The following is a 15,038-nucleotide window of genomic DNA, read 5'->3' as shown; positions in this document are numbered from 1 at the left end:
CGGCACACCGCTCAATTTCAGCTTGGACATCACGACCCTCCGTATGGCTCGAGCAATAGGTCCCGCGTGACGATTACGCGCACGGGAAATCCGGGATCAGGTCGCCAGCGCTGAATGCACCATCGAGCCAGTCTGTATCGCCAAGGCGGGCGGAGAGCTGGCTCAGCCGGACGCGGATTCGCTCTTCGGTCAGACGCAATCGCTGTTCGCCCCATGATTCACTGCGCTCAAAGTACCATGTGGTTTCACGTTCAATGATCGGCGGTTCCACCGTGTTGAGCGCTGCAAACATCCACATGATCGCCCGGGCTCGGGCGTTCTCATCCTCGAGCAACAAGCCCGTATGGCGTTCGGCGATATGGAGCACGATCGCCCCCGTCTCGAACAGGACGAGACCGTCATCCTCATAGGTCGGGATCTGCCCGAAGGGGTGGAGCGCCATGTGCGCCGGTTCCTTCATTGCGCCGAAAGAAACGAGACGGACTTTATAAGGCTGTTCCACCTCTTCGAATGCCCAGCGAACGCGCGTGTCGCGCGCCAGGCCCTTGCCGTCGTCGGGCGATCTTTCGAAAGCGCTGATCGTGGGGATCATCTGCTTGCTCCTCGTGCCTGACGATAGTTTCGCGTTGGAAAAACAGCGTATTTCTTCACATGGGCCTGCCAGGTATCCGCTCACGCTTCGACATGTCGTCTGAAGCTGTCGAGGATCGATTGCCAACCCGTTTGCTGTTGTTCGATAGAGTTGTCGTCCTCCGCATCGAAGGTCACGGCGACGCGTACAACGGCTTCATCGGGAACGAACTCGACCCTGGCATGCCGTCCGCCGAATTCGTACTCGATGAGCCGCTGCGTCTCGATTTTCGTGTAGGTGCCGGCAAAGTCGAAGCCCATGCTGCCATCCTTGGCTTCCATTCGGGAGGAGAAGGCTCCGCCTTCGCGCAGATCCACGGAAGCCGACGGCGTGTGCCAGTCGTCGGATGCGACGTTCCATTTCATGATGTCTTCGGGGGGTGTGTATGCGGCCCAGACCCTTTCGATGGGGGCTGCGACAGTCGTCCGAACGGTGATGGATCGAGCCGTCATCGAATCTTCTCCTGTTGGTTGAAGGGGCTGCGATAGGGACGAGCCGCAAACTGCTATTGGCTGATGTCGGGTTCCACGAGCTTCGCAAGCTTGTGCAATGTGTCCTGCCATCCGAGGTAACATCCCTCGGGCGGGATCATGTCCGGCACACCGGCCTGTTCGATATTGAGGTCGGTGCCCATCGAAACGGCCTGCAGGGTCACGGTGACGCGCATCTCGCCCGGCATGTTCGGGTCGTCGAACCTGTCGGTGTAGACAAGGCGCTTTCCCGGGACGAGTTCGACATAGGTGCCGCCAAAGGAATTGCTTTCGCCGGTGGTGAAATTCCGGAAGGACATTTTGTGTCTGCCGCCGACTTTCGCATCCAGTTCGTGGACGGTGCAGAGGAACCCGTAGGGGGGTAGCCAGCTGGCGATGGCATCCGGTTCGAGAAACGCGCGATAGACTTTTTCCGGGGTCGTCGCGATGACGCGATGCAGGCGAATGGTATTGGGCATGATGAAACCTTTTCCTGTCAGGACTGTTTGCCAGTCGTGGAAGCGAACAGCATTTCGATGTAGCGGCGCAGATGATCGATGCTCTCGGCGGCGATCTCCGATCCGCCGGTGGCCTTGGCGAGAATGAAGGCGCCCTGGATGACGGCCTGGGTGTGAAGGGCAAGAGACTTCGCCGTCCAGTCGGGCGTCATGTTCCGTTCGCGCATCGCAGCTTCGATATCGGCTTCGAGCGTTGCCGCATGGCCGGTAATGCTGCGCTTGCAGGCATCGCGAATGGCGGGGGCGGTCTCGTAGGTTTCCTGCACCATGGTGCCGACCAGGCAGGTGAAATCCGGTACGTCGCCCTGCAGCAGCGCCTTGCGGTAGTCGACATAGGCGAGGAGGCGGTCAAGCGGGTCGTCATGGTCGTGATAGGGGGCACCTTCGAACTGTGCGCCCGTCACCTCGGACCAGTAATCGGCCGCTGCGACACCCAGCGCGTCCTTGTTCTTGAAATGGTGGAAGAAGGCGCCCTTGGTGACGCCTGCGGCCGAGCACAATTCATCCACCGAGCTTGCTGAGTAACCCTTGGTCCGGATCACGGCCAATGCGGCGTCCAGCAGCTTGGTTCTCGCGTCAGGCTTTGTCGTCGATCGGGGCATGCATTCTCTCCTTGAAGAAAATACATACCGACCAGTCGGTATGTTGTCAAGCAACGTCGAATACGAACAAAAATGCCGCCTTTCAGGATGGGAACGAACGGATTACTCCGAGAAGGAGCCTTGCAGGCCTTCCACCGTCCGGGTGGTGTCGAAGGATGCCGCCAGGGCGCGTATCCGCCGGTCGATTTCGGCCCAATCCTTCAGATGCGTCCGCTTGTAGCGGTAGGTCAGCTCCAGATTGGGCGCGACGAGCAGCGTGCGGCTGCAATTCGGACTTTCCACCAGAGGCATGTCGCGGTCGCAGGTGATGAGCAGCGTATGCTGGTCCGCATCCTGTCCCACCAGCATGAACTGGTCGCCATAGCCGGAATTCTCCCGGAAGGCGAAGCGATCGAGGCCGGTCGCATCCTTCTCCGGCTCAGGCGAGACGAGATATTTCGAATAGATGTTCTTCAGCCGCTTGTCGGATGAGAGCGGCGTCGACGTTTCCTTGAGCGAAAAGAAGATCACGTCGGAGGCGGGGCCGTTATTGGCGAAATCCTGCTCGTGTTCGGCGGAATAGGGCGCCATGTCGGGCCAGAGCGCGTGCATGTCTATTTCGCGCCGGACGCCGCCGCCGCGCTGGTTCGGGTAGCGCGTATAGTTTTCCGGGATCAGGAACCGCCGGTCCGCGACGATGGCCTCCACTGGGGCGTCGTCGATGCTGGCGCGCGGGTCGAGGCCCAGCAGCTCCTTCGTGGTCGGGCCGAAATAGTAATAAAGGAAGAAGCCGGAAAGGATCAGGACGCCCGCGGCGACGGCCGCCGGAATGATCCAGGCCGGGCGCTCATGCACCAGTTCCTCGCTCGACTGCCTTCCATATGACAAGAACCTGTCCTCCCTCGGGTTTCCCGCAGGCGGGTTTTCGCGGGCCATCCTGTACCGCGCTGGCACAGAGATTCAATCCTGCACGGCACAAAGCGGAACGTCCGGACCGGCGGCCCGGCCGTTCGCTTTCCCCTGTCTCTTTAACTCACTGATATTAAAAGATCATTTCCGGTGCTGCGTGTCTGTGGGCATGGCGGCGGGAACTGGCACCACCCTTGCGGATATGGGCGCATGAGTGGAGCACTTACAAAACTGATCCTGGCCGCGGGCATGACCGTCGCATTCGGCGCCTATATCGGGCCCGTGCGCGGTGCCGTGGACCGGGCAGCGGGGCCGGACGGCCTTGCCTGGCTCGACCAGATGGCCTTTGCCTGCGCCCCGGATTTCCGGGCCTGCCGGGTGGGAGGCATGGTGTTCGATCTGGGGCCGGACGACCGGGTGTCGGAAGATGCCGCGCAGGGCGGGACGGTGCTGGGCGGTATCGGCGAGACGGCCAGGCGGGGGGCGGCGAACGCGTTCGTCGCCGCGGTGAGCCGGCCGGAGGTGGTGCAACTGCTCGACCGGCAGGTCGTGCCGGATGCGGTCGTGGGTCGGGTCCGCAGCGAGGTGCAGCGCTTCGCGGTCGATCTTCTCAATAACAGGACTTCCATCGACAACGAGACAATTCGCGATAACAGGGCGGGGGAGCTGCGCGTGGCGCGGCTCGACGCAGGCGAGTAACGGGTGGCTGGGGGCGACGAGTAGCAATGAGTTCGATGATGGTGTTTCTTTTCTGCGTGGCGACGGGGTATGTGTCGGGTGGGCTGACGGGCAGCTTTTACAGGCTCGTGACGAACAAGCCGCCGAGTTTCCACCTTATTTCCGAAAGTGCGAGAACGCAGATTCTCGGCATTCTGACGCTGGTTTTCGCAGGCCCGGTCGTCATCATGCGGAATGCGATGATGGCGCAGGTCTATGAAAACCGGCCGCCCTACTGGCTTCTTCTTTCCGGTTGCATCGCCTCGGGCTGGAGCTTCCTGTCGGGGATGCTCGTCCTCGATATCGTATTTTCCACCATCGCCTAGGTGAAGATACGCCGCTGACGGCGGCGCTTGCGCACGGAGCGCACCGCGCCGCCGAACAGCATCGTGGCGATGGCCGCGCCGATTTCCCAGATCCATTGAAGCGCCAGCAGAAAGAGGTTGGCGACCGATTTGAAGGCGCGCAGGCTCGTTTTGCCGGTGATTTCGATGATGCCGCGGGTTTTGGTGCCCATCTTGCCGCTCATCTTGGAGAGGCGGGCAAGATCGTCCGTATTGTCCGCATATTTCAGCAGACGGACGGTTTCGGCGGGGCCCGCCGTCCGGTTCAGGGCGGCCACGTCGTCGAGGACGGGCGCGACCTTCGCAAAGGAAACCGTGTCCGCATAGTCGGTCACGGCGCGGCGGGTGGCGGAGGTGTTGGCAAGATCCGTCGAGCGCAGCACGCCGCGAAGTTTTTCGAAATTGACCGCTTCGCGCAGCAGCCGTGCGATATTTTTCGCGAAGGCTTCGGTGATGTTCCCCGCCTTTTTCGCAACTTTCAGGATCGAGACGCCGATACGGGCGGGCAGGCCGCCGCCGCCCGTCGCCACCGTGGCCGTGGTGGCGGCGAGGCCGACCACGGAGAGGCCGAGGATGAATTGCGAGTAGTCCTCGCCCTGGATCATCTTGCCGCCTTCGGACCCGATGTCGCGCACATCGCCGACCACGGTGAGATCGGAGGTGATGGCGCCGGCCATGGAGGCGGTGTCCTCTCCCTCGCCGGTGACGAAGCCGGAAAAGAACCCGCCGGTAGAGCGCAGCAGCGTGGCGGGCAGGCTTTCTTCCTGTTCCAGCCGGGCTTTCGTGACGGGGGCGAGCGGCATGTTCATATAGTCTGCGATGTCGCGATACATCACCGCGTCGTCGAACCGTCCTTCGTCGAGTGCGCTGTCGATACGGCGGCTGAGATCCGCGCCATCGGTGTCATTGGCGAGTTCGGCGCGGATGAAGGGCTCGGCCGGAATGTCGTCGGCATCGACATAGCCTTCGAGCCAGCCTTTTTGCAGGGCGAAGATGAATATGAAAGGTGCCGCCACCAGAAGAATGATGATCGTCAGTACGCCACGCATGGACTGTCCCCACCTCATCGCCTGCCACGCGATGGTTATGCCGCGTCATTCCCTGCCCCTTGTGCCAGCTTGGGGCATCGGGGCACCGGACGCAACCTCGGGGGCTTTCGGGATGCGCTCAGCTTGCGATTTCGCCGCCGCCCTCGCGCGTGATGGCGACGATGGCGGGGCGGGGCGGCATGTCGTCCCGGAAATCCGGCCAGCGCGTGGCCGGATCCTCGAAGGTGGAGGCGCGCTCGAAACCCTTGAAAGATTTGGTGCCGTCCGTGCCGGGATGCTGAACGGCCACAAATAATGTGGTGCTGTCCGGCGTGAAGCAGGGGCCGCACATTTCCGCGCCCACGGGTACGCGGAAGAACATGCGGCCCGTGCCGCGATAGTCGCCTTCGGTTTCGAGCGCGAAGATGCCGTCCGCCGAGCCGGTGACTTCCGGCCATGCGCGGCCCTGATCGGTCGCGACCCAGAGGCGCCCGGCCTTGTCCACGGCGAGATTGTCGGGGCAGGCGAACCAGCCGTTTTCGGAGGTTTCGGCGTTCCAGGTCGCGCCCGTCGTTTCATCGGCGGGATTGCCGCAGAGCACGACCATGTCCCAGCCGAAACACTCTTCGGCATGATCCTGTGCGAAGGGGGTGATCTCGACGATCTGTCCCCATTGGTTTTTTGCGCGCGGGTTTACCTTGTCGGTCTGGTCGTCCCCGCGTTTGCTGTTGTTGGTCAGCGTGACATAGACGCGGTTCGTGAGCGGATTGGGCTGCACGTCCTCCGGCCTGTCCATCGGCGTGGCCTTCACGAGGTCGGCAGCCAGGCGCGCATCGATGACGACATCGGCCTGCGAGTGGAAACCGTTTTCCTCCGTCAGCGGTCCCCAGCCATAGACGAGAGGCAACCATTTGCCGGCGCCGTCTTCGTCGAAGCGGGCGACATAGAGCGTGCCGTAATCCAGAAGGTCGGCATTGGCCGCGCGATTGACCGGATCCACCGGGTCGCGGCTGACGAATTTGTAGAGATATTCAAAGCGTTGGTCGTCGCCCATATAGACGACGAGGCGGCCGTCGCGCGCGACGATGCTTTCGCATCCCTCATGCTTGAAGCGGCCGAGCGCGGTGCGCTTTTTAGGTGGCGCATCGGGGGCCAGCGGATCGACCTCGACCACCCAGCCGAAGCGGTTCGGTTCGTTGGGTTCCTGAGAGATGTCGAAGCGTTTGTGGAAGCGGCCCCAGCCATACATGGTCGTGGGAATGCCCATGCGCTTCAGCTTGTCGGCTTCAGGGTGCCCTTCGGGATCGCCCATGAAGTACATGTTCACATTCTCTTCGGCCATGAGATAGGTGCCCCAGGGCGTGATGCCGCCGGCGCAATTGTTGAACGTGCCGATGACGGTGCCGCCGACCGGATCTTCGCCGGTGCGCATACGCGGATGATGCGCGGCGGGGCCGGCGATCTCCATGGGCGTATCGAGCGCGGTGATGCGCCGGTTGAAATCGCTATCCGGTACCGGCCGCCAGTTGCCATCGCCGTCGCGGCGGATCTCGACGATGGAGCCGCCATGGGCGGCCATGGTCACGTCTACCTGTTCGCGCGTCAGCACCTCGCGCGGATCCTTGCCCGCAATGCCGGGCAGCATGACGGGATCGGAGGTGAATTCGTGATTGACGCAGAGAAGGCCCCGGTCGCTTGCCTCCGTGCCATAGGGGAGAGGCACGAAGCCTACATAGTCGTTGTTGTAGCCGAACTGCCGGCGCTGGGCGGCGGCGGTCTGGTTCATCGGGTCGAATTCGGGTGCGCCCTTCACGACCGGATCGCCCCAGCGCAGGATGGGTTCGGCGCGATAGCCGCGCGCGACATGATGGGTTTCATCCACGCCGTGTTCGATCTCCGGGAATTTGAAGCGGGTGGGATTTGGCTTTTCCGGGGCGGCGGCGCTGCGCGTTTCGTCGGCATCGTCGCAGGCGGCGAGCGCCAGCGGGGCGGAGGCGACGGTCGCGAGCAGGGCGGCATTGCGCATGCCTTTCAGCAGGCCGCGACGGCCGATGCGGCGCTCCCAGAGTTCGGTCAGCGCGGGCGCCGTTTCCCGCGCGGCCGGCTCGTCATCCGCCGTTTCCAGTTGCCGATCGAAAGAATCGCCATCCGCCATCATGCTCTCCTGATTTCAAAGCAGGCCGGAAAGCTATGGTTGGCCCATGACGATTGAATGACAAGCGGATGACCGCGCTATTGGCGCGCAGCGCATGAGCGGGCATAGTCGCGTGCAAAGAGAACCGAGAACAGGGAGTAAAAGACATGGCCATCTATGCGCTGGGCAACACGCAACCGATTCTGCCGGGCGAGGGCGATTACTGGGTCGCGCCGGATGCGCAGGTGATGGGCAATGTGAAGCTGGAGAAGAATGCCAGTGTCTGGTTCAACGCGGTGCTGCGCGGGGACAACGAGCTCATCACCATCGGCGAAAACTCCAATGTGCAGGACGGCTCCGTGCTGCATACCGATATGGGCTCGCCGCTCACCATCGAGAAGGACGTGACCATTGGTCATATGGTGATGCTGCATGGCTGCACGATCGGCGAGGGAAGCCTTGTCGGGATCGGCAGCGTCATTCTCAACAATACGAAGATCGGGAAAGGGTGCCTGATCGGCGCCAATACGCTGATCGCGGAGAACAAGGAAATTCCCGACTATTCCATGGTGCTGGGCGCGCCGGGCAAGGTGGTCAGGACGCTGGAGAAGGAACAGTATGAAGCGCTGCGCCTTTCCGCCGACCACTATGTGCAGAACTGGAAGCGCTACGCAGGCGAGTTGAAGAAAATCGGCTGATGCCCCGGCTCGTCCTTCTCGCCGTTCTGCTGTCGGTCGCGCTGCCGTTTCACGTGGCGGCGGAGGACGGGCTTCAGCCTCTCGGCATTGTCGGCAAGGACGGCACGCATGCGTTCCGCGTGGAAATCGCGGATGAGAACCGGGAGCGGCTGAAGGGGCTTCAGGGACGAAAAGAGCTGCCGGAAGGACAGGGCATGCTCTTTCTTTACGAGGGGTGCCGGCGGTTGAGCTTCTGGATGAAGGATACGCCGCTTTCCCTCGATATCGCCTTTCTGGACCGCAACGGCGACATTCTCGACATCGCGGCGGAGACGGTGCCCTATTCGCTGAACGGTATCGGCCCGTCCGAAGATGCCTTCGCGGTGCTGGAGGTGAGGGCGGGCGCGCTCGCTGCGCGCGGTGTCTCCATCGGCGACCGCGTGCGCCATCCGGCGCTGCGCGGCGCGCCATGCGACTGACGCTTAGACGCGGGGCGATCCGCTGATAGACTGTCGCGATATGAAAAACGAAACGGCTTTGAAACAAATGATCAGGGAGTTGAAACCATGAGCGTCGCCGAGGACAGCGCCACGGCACCCAGAGAGGTGCTTTACGAGGTTGCGGATCATATCGTGACCATCACGCTCAATGCGCCGGAGCGGATGAACACGATCTCCGCCTCCATGCTCAATCAGCTTACGGATTGCCTGCTGGAAGCGGATGGCGATCCGGAGGTGCGCGTCGTCGTGCTGACGGGGGCGGGACGCGCCTTTTGCGCCGGCCTCGACCTGCGGCCCGGGCAGGGCGGCGGCATTCTGACCGGTGCGTCGCAGCCGACTTCGCTCGACCTGAAATACACGCCGCCCACCGTGCTTCAGGCGATGGAGAAGCCGACCATCTGCGCGCTGAACGGCGGCGCGGCGGGCTATGGCATGGATACGGCGCTGGGTTGCGACATCCGCCTCATGGCGAAGTCGGCGAAGCTCGCCGCGGCCTTCACCAAGCGCGGGCTGGTGCCGGAATCGGGCGGCACCTGGATCCTGCCGCGGCTTCTGGGCTGGTCGAAGGCGGCGGAACTCATCTTTACCGGCCGGACCCTCTCGGCGGAGGAATCGGTCGAATGGGGACTTGCCTCGGAAGTGGTCGACAATGAAAAGCTGATGGACCGCGCCATGGAGATGGCCGCGGAAATCGCCGCCAATGCGCCGCTCGCCGTGCAGGCGTCCAAACGCATGATGCGGATGGGGCTGAACGAACCGTTCCCGGAGCATGTGCATCACGTCTATCTCCAGCTTCTGCCGCTGATGAAGACGGAAGATCTGCGCGAGGGCATGACGGCCTTCATCGAAAAGCGCAAGCCCGAGTTCAAGGGCAAGTAAGCTGAAGGAGAGCGGATGCGGGGCGGGGCCGAGCAGGCGGGAGCATTATTGTCGCACGGTCGTGCCCTGTCGCTCCTGCTGGGGGTGTTGCTGGCGGTTCTGCTGCTGGCCGTCGCCGCCTTGCCGGCGCGCGCCGCCGACCTTTCGGGACGCTATGAAGGGATCGGTGCGGGCGCGGGCATGTCGCTCGTGCTCGACGAGAGCGGGGAGCGCATCGAAGGTACGTTCCGGCCGCGCGACGGGCTCGAATACCGGCTCACCGGCGAACGCTCGCCGGAAGGGGCGGAAGGCTCCCTCGTCATCGGCGGCAAGGCGTCCGCCGCGTTCTTCCATCTTGAGAAACGGCCCTTGGGCGTTCAGTTCCTTTTCATTCCATCCAATGCCAAGGGGCTGCCCGATATCGCCTCGGCGCGGGAATATTCCTTCCTGAACGAAGATGCCCGGAAACCGTCCTCGCCCGATTACCGGCCCGCGCCGCAAGCGCCGGTCGATATCGTGCATTTCGTCGATCATTATACGGAATGGTCGCCGCGCGACGTTGCGCGCCAATATGCGGCGCTGGCGGAGGACATGCGGGCGCTCATCCTGCTTTACGATTATGCGAGCGTGGACGTCATCTGGCGTATCTGCGGCAGCGGGCCGCCGAACGACGTCTTTCCGGAGGCGGCGCTGGACGAACTGCTCGACCGCCAGACCGCCGATTGCGGGGAAATTCTCCGGCTCGTGAAGAAGGTGCGGCAAGAAAAGCATTTCGGCGAGTTTTTGCGCCGGGCCAAATTCGAGATGCAGCTTGTGCGTTCGACCGTGCAATGCGCGCGAGGCCGCATGCCGCAGGCGCGCTGCGCGGATGTGAGCGCCATCGGCGGGCCGCTGATTTTGCGCTGGCAGGATGCGACGGTCTTGCTGGGCGGGGCGGCCAGAGGCGAGGCCGCTGTTGCCGCGCCGCCCGAGGATCTGCCGCCCGACCTGTCGGTGGCGGCGGAAGAGGCAGGCGGCGAGGCGGCGTTGCCCCTGTCGCGACCGTCTTTGCCGGATTATTCGGGGAGCGCGCTCCCGGCCGACGGGCCGGACAATGCGGGACCGGCCTCCGACCGGGGGGTGGAAACGCCGGGTGCGGCAGAGCGGACGACTCTTTCCGCTCCGCTGCCGCTTGTGCGGCCCCGGCGTTGAACAGAGTGGTGCGAGCGCAGTCCTAGTCGACCGAGACCAGTTCGATCTCGAAGGTCAGGTCCTTGCCGGCCAGCGGATGATTGGCGTCCAGGCGAACGGCCTCGTCCGACATTTCCGTCACCACGAGCGGAATTTCGCGACCGTCCTGCGCGGTCGCCGTCAGGCGCATGCCGAGCTGGATTTCCAGTTCCGCGGGGAGTTCGGTGCGCGGCACTTCCTGCACGAGGCGGGGGTCGTGTTCGCCATAGGCCTGCTCGCTGGGAATGGTGAAGGTCTTGCTCTCACCGGGCTCCATGCCGACCACTTCCTGCTCGAAGCCGGGAATGACCGTCTGGCTTCCGACTGCGAATGCAATCGGCTCGCCGTTCGCGCTGCTGTCGAACACGGTGCCGTCGCTGAGTTTGCCCGTATAGTGGACGCGGACCGTATCGCCATTTGCTGCTGCCACAATTTACCTTTCCGCATGCCCGCAGCCTCGCGGCGGACATGCAATATCCGGATAACAAAACGGGCCTTCAGCCATGCGCTGAAAGCCCTTAACGGCGGCAAGCCTAACATCGGCCAAGGCGCCATGTCACCCGCGAGGGGCCGATAAGGGCGCGCTATCGCCAAATCCGGACATTCCGCGGAGGGAGATCAGACGGGACGGCGCCAGACCTTGCGGATTTTGGCGTCCACTTCCGGCCCGCGAGAGTTCCAGGCGGCGCGGTCCCGCGTCGCGTCGACCACGAAAATCGTATCCGTCGCCCCGATATGCTGGCTCAGATCGTTGAGAAGGGCGGGGGCCGTGGTCTCCGGCGCGGCGTTCACGCACCAGACATTCGGCGCGAGCTTGTAGGCAGGCCCGAGCGACATGATCGATTGTTCGAGGGGGCCCGCATAGCGCGACTTCACATCGAGGACGATCATGAAGTTGCTGCTTTCGGGCCGCTTGCGGCGGTCGAGCTGCCCTTTGCCCGGGCCGTATTTCGGGCGGGCTTCCGTGCCGTCGATGACGGGACGGTTGGGCTGGGTGTGCGGATATTCGCTTTCCGGCTCCTCGTCCTCGTGCCGGTGCTCGCCGGCCGGGAAGGGCTTGTCGCTCGGGGCAAAGAAATTCGCGAACTGGGGAACTTCGTCGGCCCGGCGCCAGTCGCCGGCGGCAAGCGGCGTTCCTTCGGGCGCAATCAGGCTATGACCGGCCACACGCCCTTCGGCGACATAGGTCTGCATCGCCCGGAACGTGTAGGGGCCGTAAATCCTGTCGCCATATTTGAGCGTCCAGCGGGGTTCCGTCTCCGGACCCGTTTCGGCCGACATGCCTTGTCCTGTGGGATTTGCCGAACTCATGACTTTGCAGAATCAATCCGGAAAACGTGTGTGGCCGGGAACCCGCCGCTTCGCAGGCGACGGGCGCGATGGTGAAGCCTAGAACGACTTGGTTAACGCGAGGTCAATTCCCGCGCGCTTGCTCCATGCGGAGAGCGGGGGCAGGATCGGCGGCCAAGCGGGCGAAAAAGTCCCGTTTCAACGGTTATTCGCGGCGCACCGGCAGGGCGACCGCCGACAGGGATGGATCAGGAAAATGGGTACAGAATTCTGCACCGCCGAGCGCGAGGGAAATGTTCTCGTCGTGACGATCAACCGGCCCGAGCGCATGAATGCGCTGCATCCGCCGGCCAATTTCGAGCTGGAGGAAATCTTCAACGATTTCGAAGCCGATGACGACCTCTGGGTGGCCATCATTACGGGCGCGGGCGACAGGGCGTTCAGCGCCGGCAACGATCTGCGCTTTCAGGCGGAAGGCGGCAAGATGGAAGTCCCGGCGACGGGCTTTGCCGGTCTCACCGCGCGCTACAACATTACCAAGCCCGTTATCGCGGCGGTGAACGGCGTTGCCATGGGCGGCGGGTTCGAGATCGCGCTGGCCTGCGACCTCATCATCGCGTCGGACAATGCGAAGTTCGCGCTGCCGGAACCGAAGGTCGGCCTCGCCGCGCTGGCCGGCGGCCTGCATCGCCTGCCGCGCCAGATCCCGGTGAAGCAGGCCATGGGGATGATCCTGACGGGCCGCCAGGTCTCCGCGGAGGAAGGCAAGGAACTCGGTTTCGTGAACGAAGTCGTGCCGCAGGCGGAGCTGCTCGATGCGGCCAAGCGCTGGGCGGGGCTCATCGCGGAATGTTCGCCGATGTCGATTCGGGCATCCAAGGAGTCCGTCTATCGCGGGCTCGACGAAGCCAATCTTCAGAAGGCGGTGGAAGGCAAATACCCGGCCGTCGCCGCGCTCTTCAAATCGGAAGATCTCATCGAAGGCCCCCGTGCCTTTGCCGAGAAGCGCAAGCCCCAATGGAAGGGCAAGTAAGAACCGTTACGGCGTCGCGGCGGTGCGCGTATCCGCCAGCGATGCCGTGATCTGCCTGAAGCGCCGGGCCGCCGCGACGAAGGGCGGCTCGGCGTCGAGCGGCGGCAGGTTTGCGAGAAACGCCTTTCCGTCATCGCCATTCGGGTCCAGCGCGACCCAGATATAGGGACGGCGATGCGACTGGCGCATCACCCATTCATAGGGCGCTTGCCGCCAGGGCAGGATTTTCCAGGTCATATTGTCGAGCACGATGTCGCCGCGATCGGTGGCGACCATCAGGACGGCATGGCCCCGGCCGTTCCATTGGCGCACCACGGCGACGGAGAGGGCGGAGAGCGGCCAGCCGCGCCGTGCGAGCAGGCGTTGTTTCAGAAGCGCGAAATCCTCGCAGTCGCCGCCGCGCTCGGCATCGGGATAGGCCCAGTATTCCCGCCTGCCGTGAGCCGAGAAATCGTCCCGCTCCGGAATGGACTCGTTCACGAAATCATTGACGTCATTGAGTTCCTGCCACCTTTCTGGTGACAGATGCATCGGGGCGGGATGGTCGCTGCCGCCCATGCAATCGGTCGGATTTCTGAGACAGAAGGCGATATAGCCCGGCGGCGGCATGACCTGACGGCCGACGGGTAGCCATGCGCCGCTTTCGGCGGGAGGTTCGCGCCGCGCAGTGTGCGGGGTGTCGCCCGGCATATGCGATGTCGTGCCCGTGACAAGCGCCGTCGGCGCGGCGGTGTGAAACGCGAAGCCGATGAGGGCCAGTATTGCGCCGAGCCGCGCCGCGCGGGCATGAGGCCGGTTTGGTCGTTGCGCCATCTCTCTCGTCTCGTCCGGTGGTTGCCGCGGCTGCGACCGATACGTGTTTAGATCGATGGTTCTATACTGAGGGTTGTATCTTAAATTTGTGTCAATGCGGCACAGCGCGATCGGCGCGCGCCCAAAGAATCAACCGGCCCCGCCGGGGGGATGGCGGGGCCGGCTTCTTTCAGCCGGGCAATGTTGGGCGCATCGGCCCGGCCTGGGGGTCAGTCGAGGGACAGGGTTGCCGTGGGCATGTCGCCTTCGGCGGGATCCGCGGCACCGGCCTTGTCGTCCGAGACGGTGGAACGCAGCCCGGCGCCGTCTTCCCTGTTTTCCAGGCGCGCTTCCCTGCTCACCGCGGCCACGCGGCGGGCGGCGGTCAGGAAGGGCGGTTCGGTGCCCAGGGGAGGGAGCGATGCGTCGGCAAGCCGTGCGGGTTTCGAGGGATCGAGGCTCACCCAGACATAAGGCCGCTTGCGGGACTGCTTCTTCACCCAGGTATAGGGCGTGTCCTTCCAGGGCTCGATCTTCCAGCTCTTGTTGTCGAGCACGACATCGCCCCGGTCGGTGGAGACGACGAGCACGGCGTGACCGGCGCCGTTCCACTCGCGGACGACGGCGACGCTCAGCGCGTCGGCGGGCCAGCCGCGTTTTTCCAGCATCTTCTGCTTCAGAAGGGCGAGGTCTTCGCAGTCGCCGCCGATTTTCGGGTCTGCGACGGTCCACCATTCGGATCGTCCGAAGAGCTGACGGTCCTCATATTCCGGGACGTTCCGGTTCACCCAGTCATTGACCTTGTTGAGCTCAGCCCATTTCTGCGCATTCATCGCGATGTCGCGGGGCGTATCCGTGCCGCCCTCGCATGCCTTCGGGTCGCGCAGGCAGAAGCCGATATATCCATAGGGCGGCATCACCTGCCGTCCCGACGGCATTCGCGCCGAGGCCAGTTGTATGCCGGATGTTTCGTTGCCCCTATCGAAGGTCGTTCCCGTTGCGAATGAATCTTCCGGCGCCTGACAACCACCCAGCGTCAGGCACACCCCCGCCATCGCGGCGAGATATTTCCACCACACCATTTTCTATGCCCAATCTCTTGCCCGCTTCGCGGGCGGTAAGGAGCCCCTTCTGGGCTCCCCTCGATGGGCATATTGCGGATGAGAGGTTTGACGCCGTTTAACCGGTGCGAGCCGGTTTAAAGCAAATGAAAAGCGTGTTTTAGGAATAGTCGATTCAAATTTTATCTAATCGAATTTTAGTCGAATTATTATCTTCCGGCGGCGGCAAACATCCCGAAATTACGGTGACTTAGCTTGCATCCGACAGCCCATTTAGGGGGTAAAC

The 15,038-nt window shown here is 63.3% G+C and carries 17 protein-coding genes and 1 pseudogene; 7 read left to right on the top strand and 11 right to left on the bottom strand.

The window, feature by feature from the left end; genetic code table 11:
* Window positions 1-94: 94 nt before the first annotated feature.
* From FHS78_RS02460 to FHS78_RS02440, 5 genes and pseudogenes are all read right to left on the bottom strand, one after another.
* A pseudogene (locus tag FHS78_RS02460) lies at window positions 95-592 on the bottom strand (glutathione S-transferase family protein); the annotation flags it as partial.
* Between the two features lie 80 nt (window positions 593-672).
* Window positions 673-1,083 (bottom strand): SRPBCC family protein, encoded by a 411-nt coding sequence (locus tag FHS78_RS02455; RefSeq protein ID WP_167089901.1) that lies wholly within the window; start codon window positions 1,081-1,083, stop codon window positions 673-675.
* 53 nt (window positions 1,084-1,136) lie between these two features.
* Window positions 1,137-1,580 (bottom strand): SRPBCC family protein, encoded by a 444-nt coding sequence (locus FHS78_RS02450; RefSeq protein ID WP_167089899.1) that lies wholly within the window; start codon window positions 1,578-1,580, stop codon window positions 1,137-1,139.
* Window positions 1,581-1,597: 17 nt separating this feature from the next.
* Complete coding sequence (locus FHS78_RS02445) at window positions 1,598-2,221, bottom strand: TetR/AcrR family transcriptional regulator (RefSeq protein WP_167089897.1); 624 nt, start codon at window positions 2,219-2,221, stop codon at window positions 1,598-1,600.
* A gap of 102 nt (window positions 2,222-2,323) precedes the next feature.
* Window positions 2,324-3,088, bottom strand: a complete 765-nt coding sequence (locus FHS78_RS02440) for a hypothetical protein (protein ID WP_167089895.1) — start codon at window positions 3,086-3,088, stop codon at window positions 2,324-2,326.
* A 231-nt stretch (window positions 3,089-3,319) separates the two neighbouring features.
* Here FHS78_RS02440 and FHS78_RS02435 point away from each other — a divergent pair, with 231 nt between their 5' ends.
* Together FHS78_RS02435 and FHS78_RS02430 are read left to right on the top strand one after the other, a co-directional pair.
* Complete coding sequence (locus FHS78_RS02435) at window positions 3,320-3,808, top strand: hypothetical protein (protein WP_167089893.1); 489 nt, start codon at window positions 3,320-3,322, stop codon at window positions 3,806-3,808.
* Between the two features lie 26 nt (window positions 3,809-3,834).
* Entirely contained in the window at window positions 3,835-4,152 is a 318-nt protein-coding gene (locus FHS78_RS02430; protein WP_167089891.1) for a DUF6949 family protein, read from the top strand.
* Here the strand turns inward: FHS78_RS02430 and FHS78_RS02425 are convergent.
* Both FHS78_RS02425 and FHS78_RS02420 read right to left on the bottom strand, forming a co-directional pair.
* Window positions 4,149-5,219, bottom strand: a complete 1,071-nt coding sequence (locus FHS78_RS02425; protein ID WP_167089890.1) for a hypothetical protein — start codon at window positions 5,217-5,219, stop codon at window positions 4,149-4,151. The two genes, FHS78_RS02430 and FHS78_RS02425, sit on opposite strands and share 4 nt — an antisense overlap.
* A 118-nt stretch (window positions 5,220-5,337) precedes the next feature.
* Window positions 5,338-7,353 (bottom strand): PhoX family protein, encoded by a 2,016-nt coding sequence (locus tag FHS78_RS02420; RefSeq protein ID WP_167089888.1) that lies wholly within the window; start codon window positions 7,351-7,353, stop codon window positions 5,338-5,340.
* Between the two features lie 146 nt (window positions 7,354-7,499).
* Here FHS78_RS02420 and FHS78_RS02415 point away from each other — a divergent pair, with 146 nt between their 5' ends.
* The 4 genes from FHS78_RS02415 to FHS78_RS02400 all read left to right on the top strand — a co-directional run bounded on the left by FHS78_RS02415 (window position 7,500) and on the right by FHS78_RS02400 (window position 10,558).
* Entirely contained in the window at window positions 7,500-8,030 is a 531-nt protein-coding gene (locus FHS78_RS02415; RefSeq protein WP_167089886.1) for a gamma carbonic anhydrase family protein, read from the top strand.
* Entirely contained in the window at window positions 8,030-8,488 is a 459-nt protein-coding gene (locus FHS78_RS02410) for a DUF192 domain-containing protein (RefSeq protein WP_167089884.1), read from the top strand. Before FHS78_RS02415 ends, FHS78_RS02410 begins: the two co-directional genes overlap by 1 nt.
* An 87-nt stretch (window positions 8,489-8,575) precedes the next feature.
* Window positions 8,576-9,388 carry an enoyl-CoA hydratase/isomerase family protein gene (locus tag FHS78_RS02405; protein ID WP_167089882.1) on the top strand — a complete coding sequence of 271 codons (813 nt, stop codon included), beginning with the start codon at window positions 8,576-8,578 and terminating at the stop codon, window positions 9,386-9,388.
* A 48-nt stretch (window positions 9,389-9,436) separates the two neighbouring features.
* A complete protein-coding gene (locus FHS78_RS02400; protein WP_167089880.1) occupies window positions 9,437-10,558 on the top strand; it encodes a hypothetical protein in 1,122 nt (373 codons plus the stop codon).
* 22 nt (window positions 10,559-10,580) lie between these two features.
* Here FHS78_RS02400 and FHS78_RS02395 read toward each other — a convergent pair whose 3' ends face one another.
* Together FHS78_RS02395 and FHS78_RS02390 are read right to left on the bottom strand one after the other, a co-directional pair.
* The gene (locus tag FHS78_RS02395) at window positions 10,581-11,006 is read right to left on the bottom strand and encodes an FKBP-type peptidyl-prolyl cis-trans isomerase (protein WP_425500280.1); all 426 of its coding nucleotides are present in this window, start codon (window positions 11,004-11,006) and stop codon (window positions 10,581-10,583) included.
* 188 nt (window positions 11,007-11,194) lie between these two features.
* Window positions 11,195-11,857 (bottom strand): hypothetical protein, encoded by a 663-nt coding sequence (locus FHS78_RS02390; RefSeq protein WP_167089879.1) that lies wholly within the window; start codon window positions 11,855-11,857, stop codon window positions 11,195-11,197.
* A gap of 265 nt (window positions 11,858-12,122) precedes the next feature.
* Here FHS78_RS02390 and FHS78_RS02385 point away from each other — a divergent pair, with 265 nt between their 5' ends.
* Window positions 12,123-12,899: an enoyl-CoA hydratase-related protein gene (locus FHS78_RS02385; protein ID WP_167089877.1), complete on the top strand. Its 777-nt coding sequence runs from the start codon at window positions 12,123-12,125 to the stop codon at window positions 12,897-12,899.
* Window positions 12,900-12,905: 6 nt separating this feature from the next.
* Here the strand turns inward: FHS78_RS02385 and FHS78_RS02380 are convergent, their stop codons facing one another.
* Together FHS78_RS02380 and FHS78_RS02375 are read right to left on the bottom strand one after the other, a co-directional pair.
* Window positions 12,906-13,712, bottom strand: coding sequence for a transglutaminase-like cysteine peptidase (locus FHS78_RS02380; protein ID WP_167089875.1), 807 nt, complete (start codon window positions 13,710-13,712; stop codon window positions 12,906-12,908).
* A 209-nt stretch (window positions 13,713-13,921) separates the two neighbouring features.
* Window positions 13,922-14,773: a transglutaminase-like cysteine peptidase gene (locus FHS78_RS02375; RefSeq protein WP_167089873.1), complete on the bottom strand. Its 852-nt coding sequence runs from the start codon at window positions 14,771-14,773 to the stop codon at window positions 13,922-13,924.
* Window positions 14,774-15,038 lie beyond the last annotated feature (265 nt).

This window comes from Parvibaculum indicum, from assembly GCF_011762095.1.
Lineage (GTDB): Bacteria > Pseudomonadota > Alphaproteobacteria > Parvibaculales > Parvibaculaceae > Parvibaculum > Parvibaculum indicum.
This window is presented reverse-complemented; position numbering and strand designations above follow the sequence as displayed.

Bases quoted from the DNA above. Each gene is read 5' to 3' on its own strand.
- FHS78_RS02455 (WP_167089901.1), bottom strand. From the start codon at position 1,083: ATGACGGCTCGATCCATCACCGTTCGGACGACTGTCGCAGCCCCCATC.
- FHS78_RS02415 (WP_167089886.1), top strand. From the start codon at position 7,500: ATGGCCATCTATGCGCTGGGCAACACGCAACCGATTCTGCCGGGCGAG.
- FHS78_RS02405 (WP_167089882.1), top strand. From the start codon at position 8,576: ATGAGCGTCGCCGAGGACAGCGCCACGGCACCCAGAGAGGTGCTTTAC.
- FHS78_RS02420 (WP_167089888.1), bottom strand. From the start codon at position 7,353: ATGGCGGATGGCGATTCTTTCGATCGGCAACTGGAAACGGCGGATGAC.
- FHS78_RS02375 (WP_167089873.1), bottom strand. From the start codon at position 14,773: ATGGTGTGGTGGAAATATCTCGCCGCGATGGCGGGGGTGTGCCTGACG.
- FHS78_RS02430 (WP_167089891.1), top strand. From the start codon at position 3,835: ATGAGTTCGATGATGGTGTTTCTTTTCTGCGTGGCGACGGGGTATGTG.
- FHS78_RS02380 (WP_167089875.1), bottom strand. From the start codon at position 13,712: ATGGCGCAACGACCAAACCGGCCTCATGCCCGCGCGGCGCGGCTCGGC.
- FHS78_RS02390 (WP_167089879.1), bottom strand. From the start codon at position 11,857: ATGTCGGCCGAAACGGGTCCGGAGACGGAACCCCGCTGGACGCTCAAA.
- FHS78_RS02450 (WP_167089899.1), bottom strand. From the start codon at position 1,580: ATGCCCAATACCATTCGCCTGCATCGCGTCATCGCGACGACCCCGGAA.
- FHS78_RS02435 (WP_167089893.1), top strand. From the start codon at position 3,320: ATGAGTGGAGCACTTACAAAACTGATCCTGGCCGCGGGCATGACCGTC.
- FHS78_RS02410 (WP_167089884.1), top strand. From the start codon at position 8,030: ATGCCCCGGCTCGTCCTTCTCGCCGTTCTGCTGTCGGTCGCGCTGCCG.
- FHS78_RS02445 (WP_167089897.1), bottom strand. From the start codon at position 2,221: ATGCCCCGATCGACGACAAAGCCTGACGCGAGAACCAAGCTGCTGGAC.
- FHS78_RS02425 (WP_167089890.1), bottom strand. From the start codon at position 5,219: ATGCGTGGCGTACTGACGATCATCATTCTTCTGGTGGCGGCACCTTTC.
- FHS78_RS02385 (WP_167089877.1), top strand. From the start codon at position 12,123: ATGGGTACAGAATTCTGCACCGCCGAGCGCGAGGGAAATGTTCTCGTC.